This is a genomic window from Synechococcus sp. CCY9201 (assembly GCF_034931105.1).
Lineage (GTDB): Bacteria > Cyanobacteriota > Cyanobacteriia > PCC-6307 > Cyanobiaceae > CBW1002.
Genome location: NZ_JAYGIC010000143.1, coordinates 28,133 through 50,454, shown reverse-complemented (window position 1 = coordinate 50,454; position 22,322 = coordinate 28,133). Strand labels below are relative to the sequence as shown.

At 65.5% G+C, this 22,322-nt stretch carries 23 protein-coding genes and 1 pseudogene; 13 read left to right on the top strand and 11 right to left on the bottom strand.

The genetic code is table 11. The features are described from left to right. Positions 1-31: 31 nt before the first annotated feature. The 3 genes from VB716_RS13665 to VB716_RS13655 are packed head-to-tail and all read right to left on the bottom strand — an operon-like array spanning position 32 to position 2,912. Positions 32-742, bottom strand: a complete 711-nt coding sequence (locus VB716_RS13665; protein WP_322757481.1) for a DUF2993 domain-containing protein — start codon at positions 740-742, stop codon at positions 32-34. After that, on the bottom strand, positions 742-1,734 hold the full coding sequence (locus VB716_RS13660) for an alpha/beta fold hydrolase (RefSeq protein ID WP_370594613.1): 993 nt from the start codon (positions 1,732-1,734) through the stop codon (positions 742-744). The genes VB716_RS13665 and VB716_RS13660 overlap by 1 nt, the downstream gene beginning before the upstream one ends. Continuing rightward, a complete protein-coding gene (locus VB716_RS13655) occupies positions 1,731-2,912 on the bottom strand; it encodes an iron-containing alcohol dehydrogenase family protein (RefSeq protein ID WP_197153900.1) in 1,182 nt (393 codons plus the stop codon). The genes VB716_RS13660 and VB716_RS13655 overlap by 4 nt, the downstream gene beginning before the upstream one ends. A gap of 168 nt (positions 2,913-3,080) precedes the next feature. On the opposite strand from VB716_RS13655, the gene VB716_RS13650 reads away from it, so the two are divergent. From VB716_RS13650 to VB716_RS13630, 5 genes are all read left to right on the top strand, one after another. Continuing rightward, positions 3,081-4,160: a calcium/sodium antiporter gene (locus VB716_RS13650; protein ID WP_197159128.1), complete on the top strand. Its 1,080-nt coding sequence runs from the start codon at positions 3,081-3,083 to the stop codon at positions 4,158-4,160. A gap of 51 nt (positions 4,161-4,211) precedes the next feature. Next, on the top strand, positions 4,212-5,336 hold the full coding sequence (locus VB716_RS13645; RefSeq protein WP_323270759.1) for an amino acid ABC transporter substrate-binding protein: 1,125 nt from the start codon (positions 4,212-4,214) through the stop codon (positions 5,334-5,336). Further along, positions 5,336-6,343 (top strand): ABC transporter permease subunit, encoded by a 1,008-nt coding sequence (locus tag VB716_RS13640; protein WP_197153898.1) that lies wholly within the window; start codon positions 5,336-5,338, stop codon positions 6,341-6,343. The genes VB716_RS13645 and VB716_RS13640 overlap by 1 nt, the downstream gene beginning before the upstream one ends. Continuing rightward, positions 6,343-7,599 (top strand): amino acid ABC transporter permease, encoded by a 1,257-nt coding sequence (locus tag VB716_RS13635; RefSeq protein ID WP_323270758.1) that lies wholly within the window; start codon positions 6,343-6,345, stop codon positions 7,597-7,599. The genes VB716_RS13640 and VB716_RS13635 overlap by 1 nt, the downstream gene beginning before the upstream one ends. Before the next feature lie 154 nt (positions 7,600-7,753). Then, positions 7,754-8,488: an amino acid ABC transporter ATP-binding protein gene (locus VB716_RS13630; protein ID WP_304623193.1), complete on the top strand. Its 735-nt coding sequence runs from the start codon at positions 7,754-7,756 to the stop codon at positions 8,486-8,488. A 40-nt stretch (positions 8,489-8,528) separates the two neighbouring features. On the opposite strand, the gene VB716_RS13625 is transcribed toward VB716_RS13630, so the two are convergent. Further along, positions 8,529-9,176 carry a response regulator transcription factor gene (locus VB716_RS13625; RefSeq protein WP_323270757.1) on the bottom strand — a complete coding sequence of 216 codons (648 nt, stop codon included), beginning with the start codon at positions 9,174-9,176 and terminating at the stop codon, positions 8,529-8,531. Beyond that, positions 9,157-10,320: a sensor histidine kinase gene (locus VB716_RS13620; protein WP_197153895.1), complete on the bottom strand. Its 1,164-nt coding sequence runs from the start codon at positions 10,318-10,320 to the stop codon at positions 9,157-9,159. The genes VB716_RS13625 and VB716_RS13620 overlap by 20 nt, the downstream gene beginning before the upstream one ends. A gap of 72 nt (positions 10,321-10,392) precedes the next feature. On the opposite strand from VB716_RS13620, the gene VB716_RS13615 reads away from it, so the two are divergent. From VB716_RS13615 to VB716_RS13585, 7 genes are all read left to right on the top strand, one after another. Then, on the top strand, positions 10,393-11,100 hold the full coding sequence (locus VB716_RS13615) for a DedA family protein (RefSeq protein WP_323270756.1): 708 nt from the start codon (positions 10,393-10,395) through the stop codon (positions 11,098-11,100). A gap of 681 nt (positions 11,101-11,781) precedes the next feature. Then, entirely contained in the window at positions 11,782-13,689 is a 1,908-nt protein-coding gene (locus VB716_RS13610) for an NAD(P)H-quinone oxidoreductase subunit F (RefSeq protein ID WP_323249194.1), read from the top strand. Further along, the gene (locus VB716_RS13605; protein WP_322757488.1) at positions 13,689-15,242 is read left to right on the top strand and encodes an NADH-quinone oxidoreductase subunit M; all 1,554 of its coding nucleotides are present in this window, start codon (positions 13,689-13,691) and stop codon (positions 15,240-15,242) included. Before VB716_RS13610 ends, VB716_RS13605 begins: the two co-directional genes overlap by 1 nt. Then, the gene (locus VB716_RS13600) at positions 15,239-16,549 is read left to right on the top strand and encodes a CO2 hydration protein (protein ID WP_322757489.1); all 1,311 of its coding nucleotides are present in this window, start codon (positions 15,239-15,241) and stop codon (positions 16,547-16,549) included. The genes VB716_RS13605 and VB716_RS13600 overlap by 4 nt, the downstream gene beginning before the upstream one ends. Positions 16,550-16,572: 23 nt before the next feature. Then, positions 16,573-16,974: a fasciclin domain-containing protein gene (locus VB716_RS13595; protein ID WP_197153890.1), complete on the top strand. Its 402-nt coding sequence runs from the start codon at positions 16,573-16,575 to the stop codon at positions 16,972-16,974. A gap of 464 nt (positions 16,975-17,438) precedes the next feature. Then, positions 17,439-18,437, top strand: coding sequence for a sodium-dependent bicarbonate transport family permease (locus VB716_RS13590; protein ID WP_197153889.1), 999 nt, complete (start codon positions 17,439-17,441; stop codon positions 18,435-18,437). A gap of 54 nt (positions 18,438-18,491) precedes the next feature. After that, complete coding sequence (locus VB716_RS13585) at positions 18,492-18,806, top strand: P-II family nitrogen regulator (protein ID WP_197169673.1); 315 nt, start codon at positions 18,492-18,494, stop codon at positions 18,804-18,806. 66 nt (positions 18,807-18,872) lie between these two features. Here the strand turns inward: VB716_RS13585 and VB716_RS13580 are convergent, their stop codons facing one another. Together VB716_RS13580 and VB716_RS13575 are read right to left on the bottom strand one after the other, a co-directional pair. Then, positions 18,873-19,067 carry a hypothetical protein gene (locus VB716_RS13580; RefSeq protein WP_197169672.1) on the bottom strand — a complete coding sequence of 65 codons (195 nt, stop codon included), beginning with the start codon at positions 19,065-19,067 and terminating at the stop codon, positions 18,873-18,875. Between the two features lie 5 nt (positions 19,068-19,072). Further along, on the bottom strand, positions 19,073-19,360 hold the full coding sequence (locus VB716_RS13575; RefSeq protein ID WP_197159362.1) for a hypothetical protein: 288 nt from the start codon (positions 19,358-19,360) through the stop codon (positions 19,073-19,075). Here VB716_RS13575 and VB716_RS13570 point away from each other — a divergent pair. Then, a pseudogene (locus VB716_RS13570) lies at positions 19,302-19,879 on the top strand (ATP-binding cassette domain-containing protein); the annotation flags it as partial. The gene VB716_RS13575 and the pseudogene VB716_RS13570 sit on opposite strands and share 59 nt — an antisense overlap. 6 nt (positions 19,880-19,885) lie before the next feature. Here the strand turns inward: VB716_RS13570 and VB716_RS13565 are convergent. From VB716_RS13565 to VB716_RS13550, 4 genes are read right to left on the bottom strand one after another with little or no spacing between them, the layout of a single operon-like run. Beyond that, complete coding sequence (locus VB716_RS13565) at positions 19,886-20,461, bottom strand: prepilin-type cleavage/methylation domain-containing protein (protein ID WP_197153886.1); 576 nt, start codon at positions 20,459-20,461, stop codon at positions 19,886-19,888. Positions 20,462-20,466: 5 nt separating this feature from the next. Then, complete coding sequence (locus tag VB716_RS13560) at positions 20,467-21,021, bottom strand: GspH/FimT family protein (protein WP_322757490.1); 555 nt, start codon at positions 21,019-21,021, stop codon at positions 20,467-20,469. Next, the gene (locus VB716_RS13555) at positions 21,008-21,673 is read right to left on the bottom strand and encodes a hypothetical protein (RefSeq protein WP_322757491.1); all 666 of its coding nucleotides are present in this window, start codon (positions 21,671-21,673) and stop codon (positions 21,008-21,010) included. Before VB716_RS13555 ends, VB716_RS13560 begins: the two co-directional genes overlap by 14 nt. After that, positions 21,670-22,230 (bottom strand): hypothetical protein, encoded by a 561-nt coding sequence (locus tag VB716_RS13550; RefSeq protein WP_322757492.1) that lies wholly within the window; start codon positions 22,228-22,230, stop codon positions 21,670-21,672. The genes VB716_RS13555 and VB716_RS13550 overlap by 4 nt, the downstream gene beginning before the upstream one ends. Positions 22,231-22,322: the final 92 nt, after the last annotated feature.

Below are 22,322 nucleotides of genomic sequence, written 5' to 3'. Positions count from 1 at the left end.
GTGCGTGGATGGGCCAGTCGTGTGGAACCGCTCAGGGTGAGACCTGCGCCCGGCCGTGGAGCTGCACCATGCCCCCCTCGAGGTTGGCGCGCTCGATCGTGATGTTGGGGTCCATCGGCAGGCGTGCCCGGATGCCACTGTCCACGGCACGGATCTCCACGGTGCCCCCTACAGCCTGCAGGTCAGTCTCCAGCTCGAGCAGCCCGGACTGACCCACCGCCTGGGCGGCCAGCACCAGCCGGTCCTGCTGGATCCGCAGCCGCACCAGCGGCACCAGGCCGAGCAGCTGCTCGCCAAGCCAGTCGCCGAGGGAGCGCCACTGGGGCCGGCTGAGGGAACGGGAGAGCCCTTCAGCGGTGAAGGCCACCTGGCCACGAATTCCGAACGGATCCTCCAGCTGGACTGATTGCCCCTTCAGCACATTGCCGACGGCCACCCGGATCGGGTCGGCACGAAGCTCCACCAGTTCGATTTCGAGATCCTGGTAGCGCACCCGCCGCGCCATCAGCCGCACACCGCTGAGGCGGCCGCGCAGCAGCTGCAGGGCCGAGCCCTCCAGTTGAAGATCGAGGCTCTCGATCGACTCGCACTGCTGCCGGATCCAGAGCTGCAGACCGGTGGCGATCAGTTGCATGACAGGACCGGACTCCTTCTCGGTTGGAGCGTTGGCCGCCCCTGCGGAAGGGGGAGCAGGAGTAGGGGGATCCTGGGGGGATTCGGGCAGGGGAGACGTGCTGCTCATCAAGGGTCACCCACGGGCTGCTTTTCTGAACTGGATTGCATGGGCTGCTCTGGATCCCTGCGCAGCGATGGGGTCTCGACCATGGACCACCAGGTGTCCGCCACCTGCAGGGGTTGATCGATGTGGGGAAGATGGCCACAGGCCTCCAGCTCCACAATCCGATCGCCAAGAAGAGCCAGGGCAGCCCGTTTCTGCGGTGACCTCAGGATGCGGTCGTCGGCGCCCCAGAGCACCCGGATGGGCTGATGCGGCAGGGGTTGGCCGCAGCCGGCGAAGCCGCCGGAGCGCGCGAAGCGACGCAGCGACTCTGCCCAGCCAGGAGTGCGCAGATGCAGGGAGGCGATTTCCAGCTCCGGTTCTCCCACATCTCGGTCCGGCTGGGCGAATGCACTGCGGCAGAGCCCACGGCGCACCTCTGGGAGGGAAAGAAAGCGCACCCCCAGGCCATCGAGCAGGGGCGGCAGGGGCATCGGTCTTCCCGTCAGCCCGGCTGGAGCCAGAAGCAGCAGGCGATCGATCCGAGCCGGGTGGCGCCGCGCCAGCTCCACCGCCACCGATCCACCCATGGAGGCCCCGATCAGGCTGATCGACGCATCAGAACCTGCTGCACTGGATGAAGCGATGCGCTCCAGCAGCGCCTCAAGATGGAGAAGCACACCGCGGGGGGAATAATCCCCCTTGGATGGGCGGGGGCTGAAACCGAAGCCGAACAGATCGGGGATATAGAGACGGTGCCGCCTGGCCAGCAACGGCGCCAATCGCCGGAACTCCAGAAAGGAGCTGTCGAAGCCGTGGAGAGCAAGCAGGGGCGGCCCCTGCCCCAGCACCGCCACGGGCCAGGCCATGCCGTCATCCCCCAGACCAGGCAGCGACCACCACTGCACTGAAGAGGCCAGGGAACGCCCCTCGGGATCCAGAAGGTTGAGCGCCGCCTGCTGCAGCAGCGCTTCCCCCCCGACGGCACCAGCCGCTGGCTTCAGCAGCTGGGTCACATTGACGGCCGCTCAGCTGACAGCCGATCTGTTGCCAGCGCCCGGCACACCGTGGTGCTCACCAAGGCTGCGAGGAGTTCCTCCTCGCCAACGGGGAAGGGCAGATGGTGCAGATCCGAACCCTCCTGGCAGGCGAAGGCGCAGACCGACTGCAGATCGACCAGGCTGGCTCCGGCCAGGCCCAGATCCTCCAGGGTCACCGGCAGGCCGAGGGCGCGGAAGAACGGCAGCAACTGGCGGCGCGCCTGGGCGGCGAGCTGGCTGCCGCCCACCACCTCCTCAAGCCGCAGCTGCACCAGAATCCCGAACCCAACCTTCTCGCCATGGAGGGCGCCGTGGCTGGCCCGGAGCTGGGTGAGTCCGTTGTGAACGGCATGGGCCACCACTGTCCGGCAGCGGGCACCGCCGATGCCACCGATCAGGCCAGCGGTGAGGCCGCAGGCCTCGGCGACACGGTCCCAGGCGGCACCGCCCGGCTGGGCCAGGGCCTCCACACCCTCCAGCAGCAGCTGATCACGCAGTACCCGCGCCATCTGCACGGCCTGCTGGGTCACACCGTCCTGGCTGGCACCGCTGCTCACCGAAGCCTCGTACCACTTGGCCACCGCATCGGCGATGCCGCTGGCGAGGGTACGCAGCGGCGCCTGCCGCACCAGCCGATGGTCGAACACCAGCAGATCGGGGCAACGCTGCAGCGCTACGTCACCCTGGAAGGCTCCAGTGGGGGAGTAGAGATTGGCCAGGGCTGTCCAGCCCGCGCAGGTGGCGGCGCTGGTGGGAACGGTGACGCAGCTCAGACCGAGACGATCGGCCAGCAACTTGCCGGCGTCGAGAACCTTGCCGCCTCCAGCGGCGATGACGCCGTCACAGCGGGCGGCCTGGGCCTGGAGCGCAATCGTTTCGAGATCCTCTTCGCAGCAGTCGTGCTGCAGCTCCGCAGAGGTGGGGGCACAACCATGACCCTGAAGATCCACCAGCAGGGAGGCGCGTAGGGACTGGGTGGCGTTGCTGCGGCCCAGCAGCAGGGGCCGGCGCGTCAGGGTCGCCACAGCGTCGAGGGAGTCCAGCCACGCCCCTGGACCGCGCAGAACCCTTGCCGGTGCGATGACGTGGGCAATGGAGCAGGGCCTGCCCCCCTCGGGTTCTGCCTGGGCCACGGGTTCGATCGACTGCTCCATCGGCTGCTGGATCTTGAGGGTTGTCCTCGTGGTCGGGACTGCCCGGCCGAAGACTTTGCACAATCCATAATCTAGAAGCGGCTCTGGGTGCATGAGAGCTGCTGATGGAATCGAGGAGCGACGCCCTTCAGAATCGCCGCACTGCATGGCCCCATGGCCGCGGCTGCTATGCCCTTCCTGATCAGTTCCCTGCAGATCGTCGGCGGCATCCTTCTGCTCTTCGGCGGCGGTGAATTGTTTGTGGCTGGTTCGGTGGCAGTGGCCCTGCTCCTGGGCATTCCCCAGCTGGTGATTGGCCTCACCGTGGTGTCGCTCGGCACCAGCGCCCCGGAGCTGTTCGTGAGTTTGCTCTCGACCCTGCAGGGAGGTGCCGGCGGTGATGCCCTGGCCGTGAGCAACGTGGTGGGCAGCAACATCTTCAACGTGCTGGTGGTGCTCGGCTGCAGTGCCCTGGTGATGCCACTGCGCGTCCAGAGTCGGCTGGTGCGCCGCGATGTGCCTCTGCTGCTGGGGGTGTCGATGGCCGTGTGGGGGATGGCCTCCGGCGGTCGCCTCACCTGGCAGGCCGGCGTCGCCCTGCTGGTGGGCACCGTGATCAATCTGGTCTGGGAAAGTCGCACGGCCAGCGAACACCCGGAGGAGTCGGCCGATGGGATGGAGGAGAACGAGGCCAGCTCCACACCTGTGGCCATCGCCCGGCTCGCTGCGGGACTGCTGCTGCTGGTGGGGGGATCCAAGCTGCTGGTGGATGGAGCCACCGCCGCCGCTGTGGGCCTCGGGGTGAGCAATACCGTGATCGGCCTGACGATCGTGTCGGCGGGCACCTCGATGCCGGAGCTGGTCACCTCGGTGGTGGCGGCTTACCGCGGCAAGACCGATCTGGCCATCGGCAATGTGGTGGGCAGCAACCTGCTCAACCAGTTCCTGATCCTCGGGATCTGCGCCACGGTGTCCGGCGGCCGCGGCCTGGGGGTGGATCCGGTGATGATCAGCCGCGATCTGCCGATCATGGTGCTCACCACCCTGGCCTGCCTGCCGATCTTCTGGACCCAGGGGGTGATCACGCGGCTGGAGGGCGGCATCCTTGTGCTGCTCTACGGCCTCTACCTCACTGAACAGATCCTCAGCAACAGCGCCCCCGCCATGGCGGATCCGTTCCGCTTCGTGGTGGTGGCAGCCGTGCTGCCGTTGGTGCTGGTCTTTCTCGTCTGGCAGATGCTGCGCTGGCGCGAGCAACGCAGCGGCTGAACCTGCTGTAGGGGGAATGCGTGAGAAGATCCGGCGAGTTTCCGGCCCCTGATGCGCTCCATCACCGTTGCCAAGGCGGTCCGACCCCTGTTTGGGAAGGCTCCCGGCCTGGGCTCTAGGCGCCTGGGTCTGGCCGTGACGGCCCTGCTGGCGGGCCTTCCTCTGCTCACGGCCTGCGCTCCGGAGGGCGCCACCGGTCTGGAAAGCCCGAAGATGTCTCAGATCAAGGCGCGCGGGCGGCTGATCTGCGGGGTCGAGGGCAAGCTGCCCGGCTTCAGCTTCGTCGAGTCCAGCGGTGCCTACAGCGGCCTCGATGTGGACGTCTGCAAGGCGGTGGCAGCCTCCCTGCTGGGTGATCCCTCCAAGGTGGAATACCGCGATCTCAATTCCACCGAACGCTTTGCGGCCCTGGCAAGCGGTGAGGTGGATCTGCTGTCGCGCAACACCACCATGACCCTGAGTCGCGACTCGGCTGGCGGCAATGGGCTCAGCTTCGGCCCCACCACCTTCTATGACGGCCAGGGGGTGATGGCGCCGACGGGCAGTGGCATCAACAGTCTCAAAGATCTGGCTGGCAAGCCGATCTGCGTGGAGAGCGGCACCACCACCGAGCTCAACCTGGCCGACCGGATGCGCGAGCTGAAGGTGCCCTACACGCCGATCAAGTTCCAGACCAGTGACCAGACCTACGCCGCCTATCTGGGTAAGCGCTGCGTGGCGGTGACCTCCGATCGCTCGCAGCTGGCGGGCAAGCGCACCAGCTTCCCCGATCCCAGCGCCCATACCCTGCTGCCGGAGGTGCTGAGCAAGGAGCCCCTCACCCCCGCCACCACCAATGGCGATCCGGTCTGGGCCGATGCCGTGCGCTGGACGGTCTACGGCCTGATGCAGGCGGAGGAACTGGGGATCACCCAGGCCAACGTGGACGCCAAGCTCGCCGAGGCCAAGGCCAGTGCGAACCTGGCGGACCTGCGCCGCTTCCTGGGTGTGGAAGGGGATTTCGGCCGCCAGCTGGGTCTGCCGGCTGATTTCGTGGTGAAGTCGATCAAGGCGAGCGGCAACTACGGCGAGATCTTTGATCGCAATGTCGGTCCTGGCTCCAGGCTGAAGCTGGATCGCGGCCTCAATCGCCAGTGGAAGGATGGCGGCCTGATCTACTCGCCCCCCTTCCGCTGATGCCGGCGGCCGAGCCCCCACCGCGCCAGCCGGTGACGATCGCCTGGTGGCGCAACCGCCGGGTGTTGCCCTGGGTGATCCAGATCTTGGTCGCCCTGCTGGTGTTGCTGCTGATCGCCTTTCTGCTGGGCAATCTGATCCGCAACCTCACGGCGGCGGGGATGCTGCTGAGCTGGCGCTGGCTCGGGCAGCCCGCCAGCTTTGACATTGCCGAATCGCTGCTGCCCTTTGATGCGGCCATGCCCTACTGGCGGGGCCTGCTGGCAGGGCTGGTGAACACCCTGCGCGCCGTGCTCACCGGCCTGGTGGGGGCCACCCTGCTGGGGACAGCGGCGGGGATGGCGGCCTTCAGCAGTAACGGCCTCTTGCGGGCCCTGGTGCGGACCTACGTGGAAGTGGTGCGCAACATCCCGCTGCTGCTGCAGCTGGTGTTCTGGTATTTCGTGGTGTTCCTGACCCTGCCGAACGGCACGGCTGCCCTGCAGATTCCGGGTGTGGTGCTGGCCAAGTCGGGGCTCTATGTGGCCGGTTTCGCTGAGGGTCTGCGCTGGGCCGGGCCCCAGCTGGTCAATGGCGTCTGGCAGGCCCCCCTGCGGCTGTCGGTGGAGTTCTCCGCCCTGATCACGGGTCTGGTGATCTATTCGGGGGCCTTCATTGCCGAGGTGGTGCGCGGTGGCATCGCCGCCGTGCCCAGGGGTCAGTGGGAGGCGGCGGCCTCCCTGGGGCTGCGCTGGTTCACCACCCTGCGCCGCATCGTGCTGCCCCAGGCGCTGCGGGTGATCATTCCCGGCCTCAACACCCAGTACATCTCCCTGGCCAAGAATTCGTCGCTGGCGGTGGCCGTGGGCTACGCCGATCTCTATTCCGTGGCCGAAACGACCCTCAACCAGACGGGTCGTGCCGTGGAGGTGGTGGTGCTGCTGATGGGGGCGTATCTGATCCTGGATCTGCTGATTTCGGCGCTGATGAACGGGCTCAATCACCTCGTTCAGATCAAGGAGCGCTGATGACTCACTCCCCCGCCCATCCGGCGCGCTCCGCCGCCAATCCGTCCCGCTCCGCATTGCTGTGGCTGCGGCGCGAGCTGTTTTCCAGCCCCGCCGACGGAGCCCTCAGCATCGGCCTGATCACCCTGCTGCTGCTGGCAGGGGCGGGCTTCCTGCGTTGGGCCTTCAGCCAGGCCGAGTGGGCGGTGATCCGGCTGAACAGCACCCTGTTCGCCGTGGGGCGCTACCCGGAGGCCGAGCAGTGGCGGCTCTGGCTGATCACGACCCTGTTCTCGGCCGCCGCCGGCCTCAGCTGGGGGCTGCTGCGCGCCTACCCCCGCGCCGATCGAAGGGGCGAGCTCTGGCCCCGTAACGACCGCATTGCCGCAGCCTTGCTGACCTTCCTGGCCCTTTGGACACCCTGGTTCCTGGAGCTGTCGGCGTCGATCGCCGGCCGTTGGTGGGGCCTGGCAGCCCTGTTGCTGGCCCTGCGTTGGCTGGCGGGCCGCTGGGGACGGCGACTGCCTCCACCGGTGCTGCGCCTGGTGCCCTTGCTCTGGCCCGTGCTCTATCTGGTGGGGCTTGGCCTGATCAACGGCGGCATCGGCCTGATCGATGTGCATCCCACCGCCTGGGGTGGCCTGCTGCTCACCCTGGTGGAAGCCAGCCTGGCGATCCTGCTCTGTTTCCCCCTGGGGGTGCTCCTGGCCCTGGGGCGCCGCAGCGAGCTGCCGCTGCTGCGCTGGGGATCGGTGCTCTACATCGAGTTCATCCGCGGGGCGCCACTGATCACCCTGCTGTTCCTGGGCCAGAACATCCTCGGATTCCTGCTCCCCGGGGTGCTCACTGCCGATCGGGTCTGGCGGGCCGCCTGGGTGCTCACCCTCTTTGCCGCGGCCTACCTGGCGGAAGCTGTGCGGGCCGGTCTGGCAGCGGTGCCTGGCGGACAGCTTGAGGCGGCCCGCAGCCTGGGGCTCTCCTACTGGCTGGCGATGCAGCGGGTTGTGCTGCCGCAGGCCCTGCGGGTGGCCCTGCCGGCAATGGTTGGGCAGTTCATCTCTCTGTTGCAGGACACCACACTGCTTTCGCTGATCGGCCTGATGGAACTGCTCGGCATCGCCCGCACGGTGATGGCCAACCCCGCCTTCCTGGGCCGCAACGGTGAGGTCTATCTCACGCTGGCGGTGCTGTTCTGGATCTGCTGCGCAGCTCTGGGCCTGGGCAGCCGGGCCTTGGAACGTCGCCTGGATCCCCACATCACCGGCAGCTCCCGCTGACGCATTTCCAGCATTCGCTGATGCACCCTGAGCCAGCAGCCCAGATCAGCCTCTCGGCTCTCCCCCCATCCTTCACCGCTTCGGTGCCTTTCCGATGACTCCACCGCTGCCGCAATCTCTGGACACCCCGAATCCTCAGGGCGACGGCCGGTCCATGCCCCTGATGATCGAGGCCAGGGGAGTGCAGAAGTGGTACCCGAATGGCTTTCACGCCCTGCGCGGCGTTGATCTCTCAGTGCGGCGGGGGGAGGTGGTGGTGATCATGGGGCCATCGGGGTCGGGCAAGAGCACCTTTCTGCGCACCTTCAACGCCCTGGAAACCTTCCAGAAGGGCACGATCGAGGTGGATGGCATCGCCCTCACGGACGATCTGCAGCAGATCGATACGGTCCGGCGTGAGGTGGGCATGGTGTTTCAGCAATTCAATCTCTTTCCCCATCTCACGGTGCTCGACAATCTGATGCTGGCGCCGGTGCTGGTGCGCCGTCGTTCCCGCGAACAGGTGCGTCGTCAGGCCCTGCAACTCCTGGAGCGGGTCGGTATCGCCGAACAGGCCCAGAAGTATCCCGGTCAACTTTCGGGCGGCCAGCAGCAACGGGTGGCAATCGCCCGCTCCCTCTGCATGGAACCGCGGATCATGCTGTTCGATGAACCCACCAGTTCCCTTGATCCCGAGATGGTGCGGGAGGTGCTGGATGTGATGCAGAACCTTGCCAGCGAAGGGATGACCATGGTGGTGGTGACCCACGAGGTGCGCTTCGCCCGGCAGGTGGCCAGTCGGGTGGTGCTGATGGCGGAAGGGAGGGTGGTGGAGGAAGCCGAGCCTGAAGACTTCTTCACAGCCCCCAGCCATGAGCGCTCGCGCCGCTTCCTCGACCAGATCCTCTGAGCCGGGGATCATGGAGCCTTGAACCTTTGCAGCGCTGGGTTCAGACCCTGACGCCCTCCTCAGAGCGACCGAGATAGCGGAGCACAGCCTGGGTGCGGTTTGTCACCCCAAGCTTCTGAAAGATCGTCTGCAGATAGATGCGCACCGTTCCAGATGTGATCCCCAGATGGGCAGCGATCTCATTGTTGGTGAGGCCATCAGCGAGGCAGACGAGCACATCCCCCTCCCGGCGGGTGAGCGGCGGCAAGGCTATGACGTTGGCTTTCAGCTGCTGCAGACCCTGATTGCGCTCGCGCAGGGCGCTTGTGGCGGTGGTATCCCACCAGCTTGCGCCTTGGCTGAGGCTGCGTAGGGCCACCTCCAGATGGTCCAGGGCCACGGCCTTATGGAGATAGCCCGAAGCCCCCATCTCCCACAGCCGCCCCACCCAGCTGACATCGTCCTGGCTGGTGAGAATCAGCACCGGCAGCCCGAAACCTGACACGATCCGCCGACAGACCTCCATGCCACCCAGGCCCGGAAGGCCGATATCCAGGATCACCACATCCACGGGCGCTTCGGCCAGCAGCTCCAGAGCCCGTTCTCCATCGGCCGTGGTGCGCACGTCCTCCACAAAGGCCTGGCGATGCAGGAATGTCTCGATCCCGAGGCTGTAGGCCTGGTCGTCTTCAATCAGCAGGAGCTTCAAGAGACTTGGTGTCAACCTCACGCCACGATGGCACCTCTGCCGGCAGAACGACCTCGAACAGGGCTCCACCTTCGGGGCGATTGGTGGCGGTGATCCGGCCATGGTGAGCCTCCACGATCTGGCGGCACAGGTAGAGCCCCAGGCCACTGCCGCGTCGATCGGGATCAGCGCGGTAGAAACGATCAAATAGTTGGGCCAAGGACTCTGCAGGAAACCCGGGACCACGATCCAGCACCTGAAGGCGTAGTTCACTGTCCACAGCGACGAGAACCAGGGCAATCACATCGCGGCGGAGGGAGTGGCCGATCGCATTGAGAAGAAGGTTTTCCATTAACCGACGCACCATGGCGGCATCGCACAGCCAGGTCAGGGTGTCCTGCCCAGCCGGGAGGCGCAGCTCCAGCACAATCGACCGTTCCTCTGCCAGGGGGCGTACGGCTTCGATGGCGTCCTGTGCCAGGCCGATCACGTTCAGGGGCTCTCGATGGAGAGGCAGGCCGTCGATATCGGCGCGGAAGATCTGCAGCAGGTCCTCGATCAGCCGAAGGCAGCGCTCCTGGCTGCTCAGGATCGCGACAAGGCCGCGCAGCTGCAGGTCGTTCAGCCCATCAGGATCAAGCTCCTGGCGCATCAGTCGGGCGGTGGCCAGAGTTCCGAGCACCGGGGTCTTGAGATCGTGGGCCAGGGTGTCGATCAGATCGTGCCGAAGATCGGCCTGGGCCAGACGCACCTCCATGGCCAGCTGGCGGGTGTGCAGGCGTCGATTACGGAGACATAATTCCGTGGTGACCCCCAGTGCCAGGCAGGCCAGAAGGCGGGAGGCCAGCGGCCGCCAGGCCAGGGACGCCGGCCAGGCTGCGGTGTGCAGCCCCAGCTTCAGAGGGATCAGCGTCAGCAGGCAACAGAGCAGGAAATAGCGCATCGCTTCGGCCCGTCCGCGACGCTCCGCTCCCAGCAGAAGGGGAACGACAAAGAGATAACCCACTACCACCTGCGTCGAAGAAAGCCAGTCGGCCAGCTGAATCAGCAGGGTGAGAAAGATGATGAAGCCGCGGGACTGCAGAACCCGCACACCACCTGCCCCAGGCCTCCGGGCCGATGATCGCGCCTCCAGGGACGTGGGAGGGCGGGAGTCTGCGGTCATGCGGAGGTTGTGAAGAGCTGAATTCTGGGATCGCTCCTCAGCGCTGGGGCGCCAAACTCCAGGCACGGGGCATTGGCTCCCGAACCCAAGGCTCCTCCCCGGGAACACGCCGTGCAGGCTCTGATCGAAACGCTCCCGGATCTGATCGGCGCAGCGGTGGAGGCCAACCAGCTCTGGGGCTATCTGGTGATCGGCATGCTGATGTTCTTTGAGAACGTCGTTCCACCGATTCCGTCCGAACTGATCATGCCGCTCGCCGGTTTTCTCGTAGCCCAGGGGAAGCTGGCGCTGCTGCCGGTGGTGGTGGCCGGCCTGAGCGGCACCCTGCTCGGCGCCTGGCTCTGGTACGGGGTCGGTCGCCTGATCAGTGAAGAGCGGCTGGCACGCCTGCTGGCTCGCCATGGGCGCTGGATCGGCCTCCATCCGAACGATCTGGCCCGCAGTCGCCGCTGGTTTCAGCGCCACGGCCATGCGGTGGTGTTCTGGGGCCGGATCCTGCCGGGGGTGCGCACTCTGGTATCGGTTCCAGCCGGTCTGGAGCTGATGCCTCAGCTGCCCTTCCTGCTCTGGAGCGGGGCCGGCAGTCTGATCTGGATCCTCTTTCTCAGCCTGGCCGGCATGACCCTGGGCGAGCACTACGAGCAGGCCGCGGCCCGGATCGCCCCCTTCGCCCACGTGATCCAGGTTGTGCTGGTGCTGGCCGTGCTCGTCGTGGTGGCCCGGGTGGCTTTGGTGCTGCTGAGAACCTGGCGGGATCGCCGTGGTCGAGGCCTCGATTAGCGGAACGCGGGTTCCTCGGTGGTGGGCTGTCCCATCCCCGCGGGATCCAGGCGTTCGAGCGTGGTGATCAAGGTGATCGATACCACGACCACCACAACCGCGAATGCCGCCATGAGGCCATCGTTCCACCGCAAACCCCGGGGCGGTCTCTCCCCCATCCCTTCAAGCGGCCGACCGCAATCGGCACAGATCAGGCTGTCCCGGCCACCACCCACCCCCTGTCTGGAGCGGGCCGCCACACGACAACCGCAGGAAGGGCAAGGCAAGGGTGGAGCGCGGAACCAACCCCTATCGTCCCACCGCTCAGCGCAGGCGGTGATCAGGACACCTGATCACAAATCTTCTGATCACGAATCCTTGATGCAGACATAGGATTTTCTCGCTGCCAATCCACCCATGATCAAGCGGCACCCCTTTAGTATCAGCGGCCAATCATTGCCGTTGTCCAACCGATGCCAAAGGCCTGAACAAGCTGTCTCCCTTTTTCCTCGCCTGGCCCCGATCACCTTGCTGGGGTGAAGTGTTGTCGATAACTCCCGCATGGCACCTCATTCAGGCTTGAATGTGTCATCCACCCGATCACTCCAGGCGGCTTCCAGAGTGGCCAGGGCCTTGGCCAATGTCTGACCACTTCTGGATGTCCATGGCTGCCTTGCTTTTCCTTCCCCCTACTCCCCTGCGATGAGCGTCTTCCTGGCTCAGACGGCCTGGCTCATTCCTCTCTACCCCCTTCTCGCCGCCCTGGCCTCGCTGGCCTGGTCGTCGGGCGGGATCGCCCGAACCGGGCCAAGGCCGTGCGGTTACCTCAACCTGTTGATGGTGAGCGTGTCGTTCGTCCACAGCGTGCTCGCCCTGATCGCCCTGCATTCCAATGCCGCGGCTGGCGCCGCCGCCCTCTATCGACCTCTGACGATCAGCTGGACCTGGCTGTCGACCGCCGGACTGCGTATCGGCTTTGATGGGATCATCAGCGAACCGTCGCTGATTGCGATGACGGTGATCACAGGCCTGCATGTTCTCGTGCAGATCTACACGATTGCCTATCTGGAAATGGACTGGGGCTGGCCCCGCTTTTTCGGTTGTCTGAGTTTCTTCGAGGCCGGCCTCTGCGGGCTTGTTCTCACCGATTCGCTGTTCTTCAGCTATGTGATCCTTGAATTGCTCACCCTCGGTACCTATCTGATTGTTGGTACCTGGTACAACCAATCTCTGGTGGTGAAGGGAGCCCGCGATGCCTTCCTCACCAAGCGGGTGGGGGACCTGATCCTGCTGGCCGGGGTGATCGCGCTGCTACCGATGACCGGCACCTGGAATTTCCATGGCCTCCAGGCCTGGGCGGCGGCCCAGGCCGCCTCTGGTGATGGCTTGCCGGCGGCCTTCACCCTGATCCTTCTGGCCCTGATTGCAGGCCCGATGGGAAAGTGTGCTCAGATCCCGCTCCATCTCTGGCTGGATGAGGCGATGGAGAGTCCGCTTCCCTCCACCGTGCTGCGCAATTCGGTGGTCGTGGTCGGTGGTGCCTGGGTGTTGCTGCGCCTGGAACCACTGATCGAACTCAGCCCGCTCGTCCAGGCCGTGCTGGTGGTCGTCGGGGGAACCACCGCTTTGGTGGCCTCCCTGATCGCCCTGGCCCAGGTGGATGTGAAGCGCGCCCTGTCGTTCCTGGTGAGCAGTTGGCTGGGTTTGCTGTTTGTGGCTGTGGGACTGAGTGGCATCACTGTTGCCGACCATCTTCTGCTGGTCTATCCCCTGCCGATGGCCCTGATGCTGATGTCGATCGGCACCATCGTGATCAGCAACGTCACCCAGGACCTCACCCAGCTGGGTGGGCTGTGGAGCCGCAGGCCCCTGATGGGCATCGCTTTCCTCGTTGGTGCCTTCGGCCTGATCGGTCTGCCTCCGTTCGGCGGCTTTGCCGCGCTGCGGGAATTGTTGGCCCTCACGGCCGCCAGTACCCATCCCCTGCTGCTCAGCGGCCTGGTGCTACTCACCAATGCATTGATCAGCGCGGGGCTGATCAGGGTCTTCGGCCAGATCTGGGGAGGCCGCACCACCCCCTTCACAGTCCGCTCTCCGGAAGGGCTCTGGTTGATGGTGCTGCCCACGCTGTTCCTCACCGGTCTGGTGCTGCACATGCCCCAGTTGCTGGTGCGGAACGGCATCTTTGCCCTCACGCCCCTGCCTGGCTGGGGTCCGTTGGCGGTTCCCTTGCTGCTCTCCACCCTGCTGGGGGGTGGACTCTCGGCCCTCTTCTATCTGCGGCCCCATCCCCTGGCCCATCTGCCGGCAGCCCTTGGGGGCCTGCAGGACTGGCTCGCCCACGACATGCAGACCGAGCGCTTCTATCACCGCACCGTGGTGGGGCTGGTGCTGACCCTGGCCCGCCTCAGCGCCTGGTCGGATCAGCGTCTGGTGGATGGGTTCAGCGAGGTCACCGGTGAAGCCACCCTCGAAGGCGCCCGGCGCCTCAGTCTCACCACCTCCGGCCGGTCCCAGGCCTATGCCCTGTCGCTGCTGCTGGGGGTTCTGTTGATGTCCGCCTGGTTGCTGGCCAGCCAGCCCCTCGTGCCCTTCGTTTCTCTCCGCTGATGGCACCCTCCGTTCTCCTGCTGCTGCTGGCTTTCCCCCTGGCCGCCGGCCTGCTGCTGCCGCTGCTTCCCGAGGGGAAGCCCGTACGGGTGCGCAGCCTTGCGGCTGCGGCCACGGCCGCCCAGCTGCTGGTGGGTCTGCTGTGCTGGCGCCTGCCCCCTGCTGATCTCCATCAAGACTGGGTGCCCCAGCTGGGTCTTCAGCTCGATCTCGGGCTGGATGGTCTGTCGTTGCCGCTGATCCTGCTCACCAGCCTGCTCTCCACGGCCGCCATCCTCTCGGCACCGGCTGATCAGCTGCGGCCCCGGCTGTTCTTTCCGTTGTTGCTGGCCACCAACCTGGGGGTCATGGGCGCCTTCCTCGCCCGCAACGCCCTGCTGTTCGTGCTCGCCTTCGAGCTGGTGCTGATCCCCACCACGCTGCTGGTGGCGATCTGGGGAGGTGAGCGGCGCGCCGGCGCTGCGATCCGTTTCCTCCTCTATGGCGCCGTTTCCGGCCTCGCCCTCCTGGCGGGCGTGCTCGCCTTTGGCTGGTTCAACGCCAACGGTTTCAGCTTCGGCTACGACGACCTCAGCAACGCTGATCTCTCCCCCACCGCCCAGCGCTGGATCCTGGCCCTGCTGCTGCTCGGTTTCGGCCTGAAACTTCCGGTGGTGCCGCTGCACGGCTGGCAGCCGCTCACCTACAGCCAGGCCCCCACTCCGGTTGTGATGGTGGTGGGCGGTGCGGTTTCGAAGCTGGGCGCCTACGGGCTACTCCGTTTCGCGGTGGGTGATCTGCCCGATCTCTGGGTGAGCTGGTCGCCCTGGATCGCCGCTGCGGGCGCCATCAGTGCCGTGTATGGCGCCCTCAACGCCATCGCCCAGAGCGACATGCGCCGCCTGATGGCCTACAGCTCGCTTGGCCATATGGGTCTGCTGGTCCTGGCCCTGGCGGCGGCAACGCCCCTCAGCCTGCAGGGAGCCGTGGCCCAGATCCTGGCGCACGGTCTGATTCTGGCTCTGTTGTTTGCCTGTGTGGGGCTGATCGAGCGCAAGACCGGCACCTCCTCCATACCCGAACTTTCCGGTCTGCTCAATCCCCTGCGGGGCCTGCCGTTCACCCTGGGGATGTTGCTGGTTGCCCTGATGGCAGCCGCCGGCATTCCGGGTCTGGCCAGTTTCCCTGCCGAGCTGCTGGTGTTCGAAGGCAGTTGGACCGCCTTCCCCCGCGCCACCCTGGTGTGTCTGGTGGCCTCAGGCTTCACGGCCGTCTATGCCGTGCGTCTGTTCAACCGGGTGGGCTTCGGCCGTCTGGATAACGAGCGCGCCGACTGGCAGTCGACCTGCTGGAGCGAAAGGGCCCCGGCCCTGGCGCTCACCCTGCTGGTGATCGCTGTCGGGATCTGGCCTACGGCCCTGGTGGGCTGGAGCGAGGCCGATACCGCCGCCCTGGCGGTCCGCCCCCTGATCATCCCGAACTCAATCGCCCCCGCCTCGCTGGCCATGGTGCCCTCCGGCCTCGTCTCAGCGGCCGCCCCCTCCGCTACCCCCTCGGTCGTTCTGCCGTCATGAGCACGTCTCCCGTTCAGGCCGGCGCCCCGGCCACCACCCCCCTGATCCCCCCTTCCAACCATCCCTACGCGGAGGTGATTCACCGGCTTGAGGCCGGCGGCTCAATGCTGCCGGACACGCCGGAGAACCTGATGCAGATCATCGGCATCTACAAGGCCTATGCCGTGCCGATGGATTTTTACTGGCGCGATCTGCTCTACATCGCTGAGCAGGTGTTCCTCCAGCCCCTGCCCGCCTTCAAATACCTGATCTCACAGGAGTATCTGGATCGACCCAATTCCTATGCGGGTGATCAGTCGTCTCTGAGGATCTGGCGGGGTGGAGAGAAGGCGCATCCGGAACTGCTGGCCTTCATGGAGAAGGGCGAAACCTTCCGCATGCCCAAGCTACTCCATCACCTCTGGCACGACCGGGTGAATATGGAGTTCGCCGAGGCCTGCATGCGGGCCATGCTCTGGCACCAGGGTATGGGGGGGCGTTTCAACGACTATCTCGAATCGGAGGCCTACCGTGCCAATGCTGACCGAGCAATCCATGCTTACTTCAAGCGCAACCCCGTGATGCTGGGCTTGTACAAGTTGTTCCCAGAGATGTTTCTGGAGCAATGCAAGCAGGCCAGCTACACCGCCAATCTCGGCCTGTTCTGGGAGGTGATGGCGCCGGTCTTTTTCGAAATGAGCGACATCTACGATGAAGGTGGCTTCCAGGGCGTTCCCGATGCCATGGACTTTTTGGTGAATGGCATCTTTGCGGTGGCAGGAAGGCCGATCTACCACCACGTCTATGTGGATGGGGAGTGCATTGAAGTCATCCCCAAAAGCGAAGGATTCACCTGGCTCTACGAAGCTGCTCTCCCGTATGTGGAAGCAGTGTTCTACCGCACATCACCCTTCCGAGGCACCAAGAGCTACAACGCCCAGGCTGGACAGGTGCCGAGCGATCAGGCTGATTTCCACTACGGAATTCTCTATGCTGACGTGTTTCCGGTGGGTTCGGCGGGCATCCCCCCCACCCTGCTGATGCAGGACATGCTGCATTTCCTGCCCCCCTACCTGCAGGAGCTCTACCGCAAGCACCGCCGCAGTGAAGAAGACCAGTTGGTTCAGCTGGGCATCACCTTTCAGCGCTCGATGTACAACGTCACCTCGGCGGTGATCCAGGCCTTGCGCTGTGCCCTGCTCTATCCGCTCGACGACACCAATCCGGAGCACCTGCTGGCCAACCGACGCTTCTTCGAGGCGCAGATGGACCGTTTCCTCAGGCCGGAGGCGCGCCTGCCCCAGGTCCAGACCCAGGACTATCGCTGAATCCGTTACCTCCTCTTACACCTATGGCCTCCATCATCGAGACTGCGCGCAGCGCGGGCTGCTTCGCCACTCTCCTCACCGCGGTGGAGGTGGCTGGCCTCACCGCTGCGTTGGAGAGTCCGGGGCCCTTCACGGTGTTCGCACCGGTGGACGATGCCTTCGCAGCCCTCCCGCCCGGCTGCGTGCAGACGCTGGTGGACAATCCGCCCCAGCTGGCCCGCATCCTGAAATACCACGTGCTGGGCGGCAACTTTTGCCGTGCCGATCTGGTCGATCAACCGGAGTGGCAGAGCCTCGAAGGGGCCCCGGTACCAATTCGCAGCGTCGAACCCTTTGAAGTGAAGAACGCCACGGTCGTCTCGGCGGACATCGTCTGCGATAACGGCATCGTGCACGTGATCGACCGCGTCATCCTGCCGGGCTGATCAGCTGCGACAGGCAGCTCGCCAGGGTCGGGCGATCCCCAGGTGATGGTGATCCATGACTGGGATCGTCAAGGCTGATGCTCCCCACCTGTACTCATGGAAGCTGGATCCCTGATTGGGGTCGCGTCACTACCAGATTCAGACAAGGGTGGCCGATCCAGATCGGGTGCTTGTGGCTCAAGAGCCAGGATTGACTGGATTGATTGTCTGACCTTATCAATGGCATCCGCAATCCTGCGGAACACAACCACCCAGTGGTCGTCCCCGGGTATTAACGTCTCCCGACCGCCGCAACGGTGACCCATGCTTGATTCCTAAGGGAGCCTGATTCGGGCTTTGGATGTCCTCATCCACCCGTCAATCCGATAGCAACACCGAGGCCTGGCCTGGCAGTGGCTGGCTCGTCTTGCTCGACAACCTACACATTCCGCAGTCCTAGTCGTCAACACATCAAGAGGATTCAATTGGCCGAATTTCTTACACTCTTCATCAAGCAGCTTCAGTCTCCAACACTTGGCTTCTTGATTGGTGGCATGGTCGTCGCCTCATTCGGCAGCCAGCTGGCCATTCCAGATTCGATCTACAGGTTCATCACCTTCTTCCTGCTGCTGAAGATCGGATTGAGCGGAGGCATCGCCATTCGCAATTCCAACCCCACCGAGATCTTCCTCCCGGCACTCGCTGCTGTGGCGCTTGGTATCGTGATCGTGTTCATCGGTCGTTACACCTTGGGGAAAATGCCAGGCATCAAGGTGCCTGACGCCGTGGCCACCGGTGGCCTGTTCGGCGCGGTCAGTGGCTCCACTCTTGCGGCGGTGCTGCCCCAGTTGGATTCCGCCAAGATCCCCTATGAAGCCTGGACGGCGGCCCTCTATCCCTTCATGGACATCCCGGCCCTGGTGACGGCGATCGTGGTGGCCAGCGTTTACCTCAGCAAGAAGACCGGCAACGCTTCCGAGAAAGTCGAGATCTGGCCGATCATCAAGGAAAGCGTGCAGAGTTCTGCCGTCACATCGCTGCTTCTGGGTGTGGCCCTTGGCATTCTCACCAAGCCTGAGCCCGTTTATGAGAGCTTCTTCAACCCTCTGTTCCGCGGCTTCCTTGCGATCCTGATGATCATCATGGGGATGGAGGCCGCCCAGCGCATGAATGAGCTGCGCAAGGTTGCCCAGTGGTTTGCCATCTACGCTTTCATCGCACCCATCCTGCACGGTTTTCTGGCCTTCGGTCTTGGTCTTGTCATTCACAAGATCACGGGCTTCAGCATCGGTGGCGCTGTTGTGCTGGCGGTGATCGCCGCGTCGAGCTCGGATATCTCGGGCCCGCCAACGCTGCGCGCTGGCATTCCCTCGGCGAACCCCTCCGCCTACATCGGCGCCTCCACGGCCATCGGCACGCCGGTGGCGATCGCCATCTGCATCCCACTCTTCATTGGGATTGCCGAGATGATGCTCGGTCTTTAAGATAGTTCTCAGTCTTAAACCCTTCACAACTACAACCGCTCGGAGGTCAAAGTCATGAGTCAACAAGTCTGGAAGCTGGTGATCGTTGCGGAGGAAATCCTCTCCAAGAAACTCATCAAGCTCATCAAGGCGGCAGGTGCCACCGGCTATACCGTAAATTCAGCTGGTGGGGAAGGTAGTCGCAATGTGCGCTCCACGGGAGATCCAGTCGTCTCGCACACTCTCTCCAATGTAAAAATCGAGGTGCTCACTGGCACCCGCGAGCTGGCCGACAAGATCACCCATGAGATCGAAGCCAAGTTTTACGCTGACTACTCGATCATCACCTATATCTACCAGGTGGAAGCCCTGCGCGATCACAAGTTCTGATCTGATCTGATCTGGTCCGTTTTCTATCCCGGCTGTGTACCTGCACATGGCCGGGATTCCGACGTATTAGATCGTCCTGACGGCGGCGCGGGTTCCACGCACGCAGCGGGGACGTTCCGCGGTGTGGGAGCAGCTGACACAGCCGAATCGCTCGGCGCGAGCCAGGGAGGTGGGCCATCCGCACCAGCCGCAGGGAAGTCCCTGGTTCATCTCCAGCCGCTCCCAGATCTCCAGATCGTGGTCCTGATCCAGGAACACCATCAGCTTCAGGCCGGCCCCAGGATGGGCAGAGCCGGGTGTGAGCTGAAGCTGCCCTCGCTGGCGAGGCCCAGCGGCAGGCCGAGGATGTCCATGCCCAACTGGGCCTTGCGGCGGCAGGCGTCCTCCGCTCCCCCTGGCCGTGGCCGCCGCCCATCGAAGCTGCCGAGCTGATCGGTGTCGAGCCCCACGGGCCGCTCCAGATCCAGCTGCAGCAGGGTGCGAAACGGGCGGGCGATCGCCCGCGCCGGTTGCGGCAACTCCAACCTGCTGAACATGGCCTCGGGCTTCTCCACTCCCAGTGATGGCCAGGTGGTGCTGCACGGCAACCGGATCACCAGGTCCGGCCCCGATCGAATGGTGGTGTTCCAGGGCTATGCGTTGCTGCCCTGGTTCACCGCCTACGAGAACGTCTACCTGGCGATCGATTCGGTCAAGCCAGATCTGTCGGCGCGTGAGAAGAAGGAGATCAACCGGGAGCACCTCGCCATGGTGGGGCTTACCGAAGCGGCCGAGACAAAGATCCCGCAGCTCTCCGGTGGGATGAAGCAACGGGTGGCGATCGCCCGGGCCCTGGCGATCCGGCCGGAGGTGCTGATGATCACCCATGACATCGACGAGGCGCTGTTCCTGGCTGATCGGATGGGGGTGATGACCAACGGCCCCTCGGCGAAGATCGGTGAGATTCTTGAGATCACCTTCCCGCGGGCCAGGAACCGCGAGGAATCATGGAGGATCGGATCGATTACGGCCTGCGCAACCAGGCACTCGATTTCCTCGACAGCCGCTTCGCCCACGACGACAGCGCAGCCTGAGGGGCCTCAGGGCGCCGCCACCGTGAGCTTCGATTCCAGGTCCTGGGTGCGGCCCTCCGCCAGATCGAAGGCCTGGCGCAGGGTGAGCTCCAGGCCGCCACGGCCATCGAGGCGCGCGGTGAACCCCGCACCGTCCCGGGGCAGCCCATCGATCACCACGCGGCTCTGGGCATCACCGCTGCTGAGTTCGCCGTATAACCCGAAGGCGGGACCGCATCGCATCAGCACCCGGCCGCGCCAGATCGCACTCGGCGCGGCCCCGACGGAATAGGTGATCCGGCCCTGGGCCGCCTGCAGCTGCAGAACCGCCGTGCGGCCGGCCAGTCCGCAGGTGGCGGTGGCGTCGCCGGGCCCTGCTTCTGCAGCGGTGGACTGCCGCACGTCGTGGCGCACCAGTTCGAGGGAGCGCCACTGCGACTGGCGCTCCCGGAGATGACGGCCAAAGCGCTGGCTGTTGCGCCCTTCAGCCAGCAGACCCTGCACGATCACGCCACACAGGAGCAGGCCCAGGCTGAGCGCAAGCAGCAGCTCCAGCAGGGTGAAGGCGGTGGCTGGAGATGGCTGGCATCGGAGGCGTTGCATGGTGGTCACAGGGTGGGATCCGGTCGGCACTGGTCGCTGATCGGCGTGGCTCCGGGATCGCCGCCGTAGCGGCCGAGGCGCACGACCCCCAGAGGCAGCGCCATCACCAGGCAGCGGCGTAGCTCCGTGCCATCGGCGGAGAGCACCACGGTGCCGCCGTCGAGCACCAGGCCATTGCTGCTGAATCGCACCAGCTCCGGCAGGTTGTCGACCAGGCGGATGGCCCCGCCATCGATGGCCTCGGTCAGATCGATGCGCCCCTCCCGGCAGGCCGGCAGGCTGCCCGCCGCAGGCTCCTGCCAGCCATCGGCCGTGAGGCTCAGGGCGCAGGGTTCACCACGTCGCTCAGCGCCGGCGCGCCCTTCACTCAGCCCGAGCAGCACCCGCCGCGCCGCGCTCTCCACCCGCAAGGTGGCCAGCGAGCCCTGGGCCCCTCCGATCGCCATGGCTGCGAGCAGCAACAGCACCGCCACCGTGACCAGCAGCTCCGCGAGGCTGAAGCCTGCTGCAGGAGCGCTCCGATCCGGTTCTGGCCAGAGGCGGTGCTCAGGGAGTGCCATCGTTCCCTCCCGCTGTCGTCTGACTCAAGGCGACGGTGCCCCTGGCCAGGTCGGTGCTCGAGGTGGCGCTCAAGTCGGTGCCAGATCCTGCTGAGCCTGGATCCTTGGCGGCTGCATCAGGCGCTGATGGATTGCTGGTCGCTGGATCGGTGGACGCTGGGTCTGTGGGTGTTGGATCTGTCACTGCTGGATCTGTGGTGGCTGGATCGACATCCACCGGTGGGTCCAAGGGAGGGTCCGGCGGGGGGGCCGGCAAGGCTTGCCGTGGCTGGCTCCTGCAAAGCCCCAGGGCGATCGGATGGAGCAGTCGCTGACGCTTCAGGGGCGGCTCGGTGCTGCTCAGCTGCAGCAGCAGAGCTTCGCCTCGCTGTTGCACGGTCCGCTGCACCCCCTCCTCCGTCACCGGGGTCTGGGTCAGCAGAGCCAGGGCCCGCTCCGCAGCCTCCGGGCAAGGGAGTGCGGGATCCATCTGCCCGGCAGCGTTGTGGAGCCGGGCCAGGCTGGCAACCAGTTCGCTCTCCAGACGGGTGGAACCCAGGCGCTGCTGATCCATCCGCTGGCTCCAGGTGGTGCCCAGGCCCCAGAGGTGCAGGGAGCAGCTCGCGGCGCCGGACACAATCACGGCGGCCACGGTGGTCTCGAGCAGGCTCATCGCTGCGTCCCCCGCAGACCCAGCTCGTGCAGTCGCTGCACCCGCCAGGCTTCAGTGGCGGTGTCCTGAGCCAGCGTCACCACGAACTGGGCCCTTGGGGAGGTCCCGCCGGCTCCGGTCCCGGCCAGCTCCAGCTCCAGGGTCTGGACCAGCTGCCTTTCGCCCGACCCTGGCGCTTCGGCTGCCAGGTCAGCGCTGGGCTGCCAGTGCAGCAGGCGATAGCCCATGGCCGGCTGATCCGGAAGATCGATGGTCGCGGCGATCAAGTGCTCCCGACTGGCCGGATCCGTGCAGCTGAGCCCGCTCTCGGACCAGTCCGCCAGGGACAGAGGCAGCAGGCAGGGATGCTGCTGCACCAGGGTGGCCACCAGCTGCTCCGCCGCCGAGGCCAGGTCATCCTCCGCCTGCCGCGATCGGCTGGCCGCCACCAGGACGGCCTGCCCCTGCAGGGCAGTGGTCTGGATCGACAGTCCACTCAGCAGCAGCACCAGGGCTGTGCCCATGGCCAGGGGCAGGGCAAAGCCACCGGATGGCTCGATTCCGGCACGTCTTCGCACTCCCCATGGTGTCCTCCACGGTGCCTGCTGTTCCATCCCGATGCATCAGCAACGACGCCATCAGGGTTCCCCACCGCGGACAGGGGATTGCC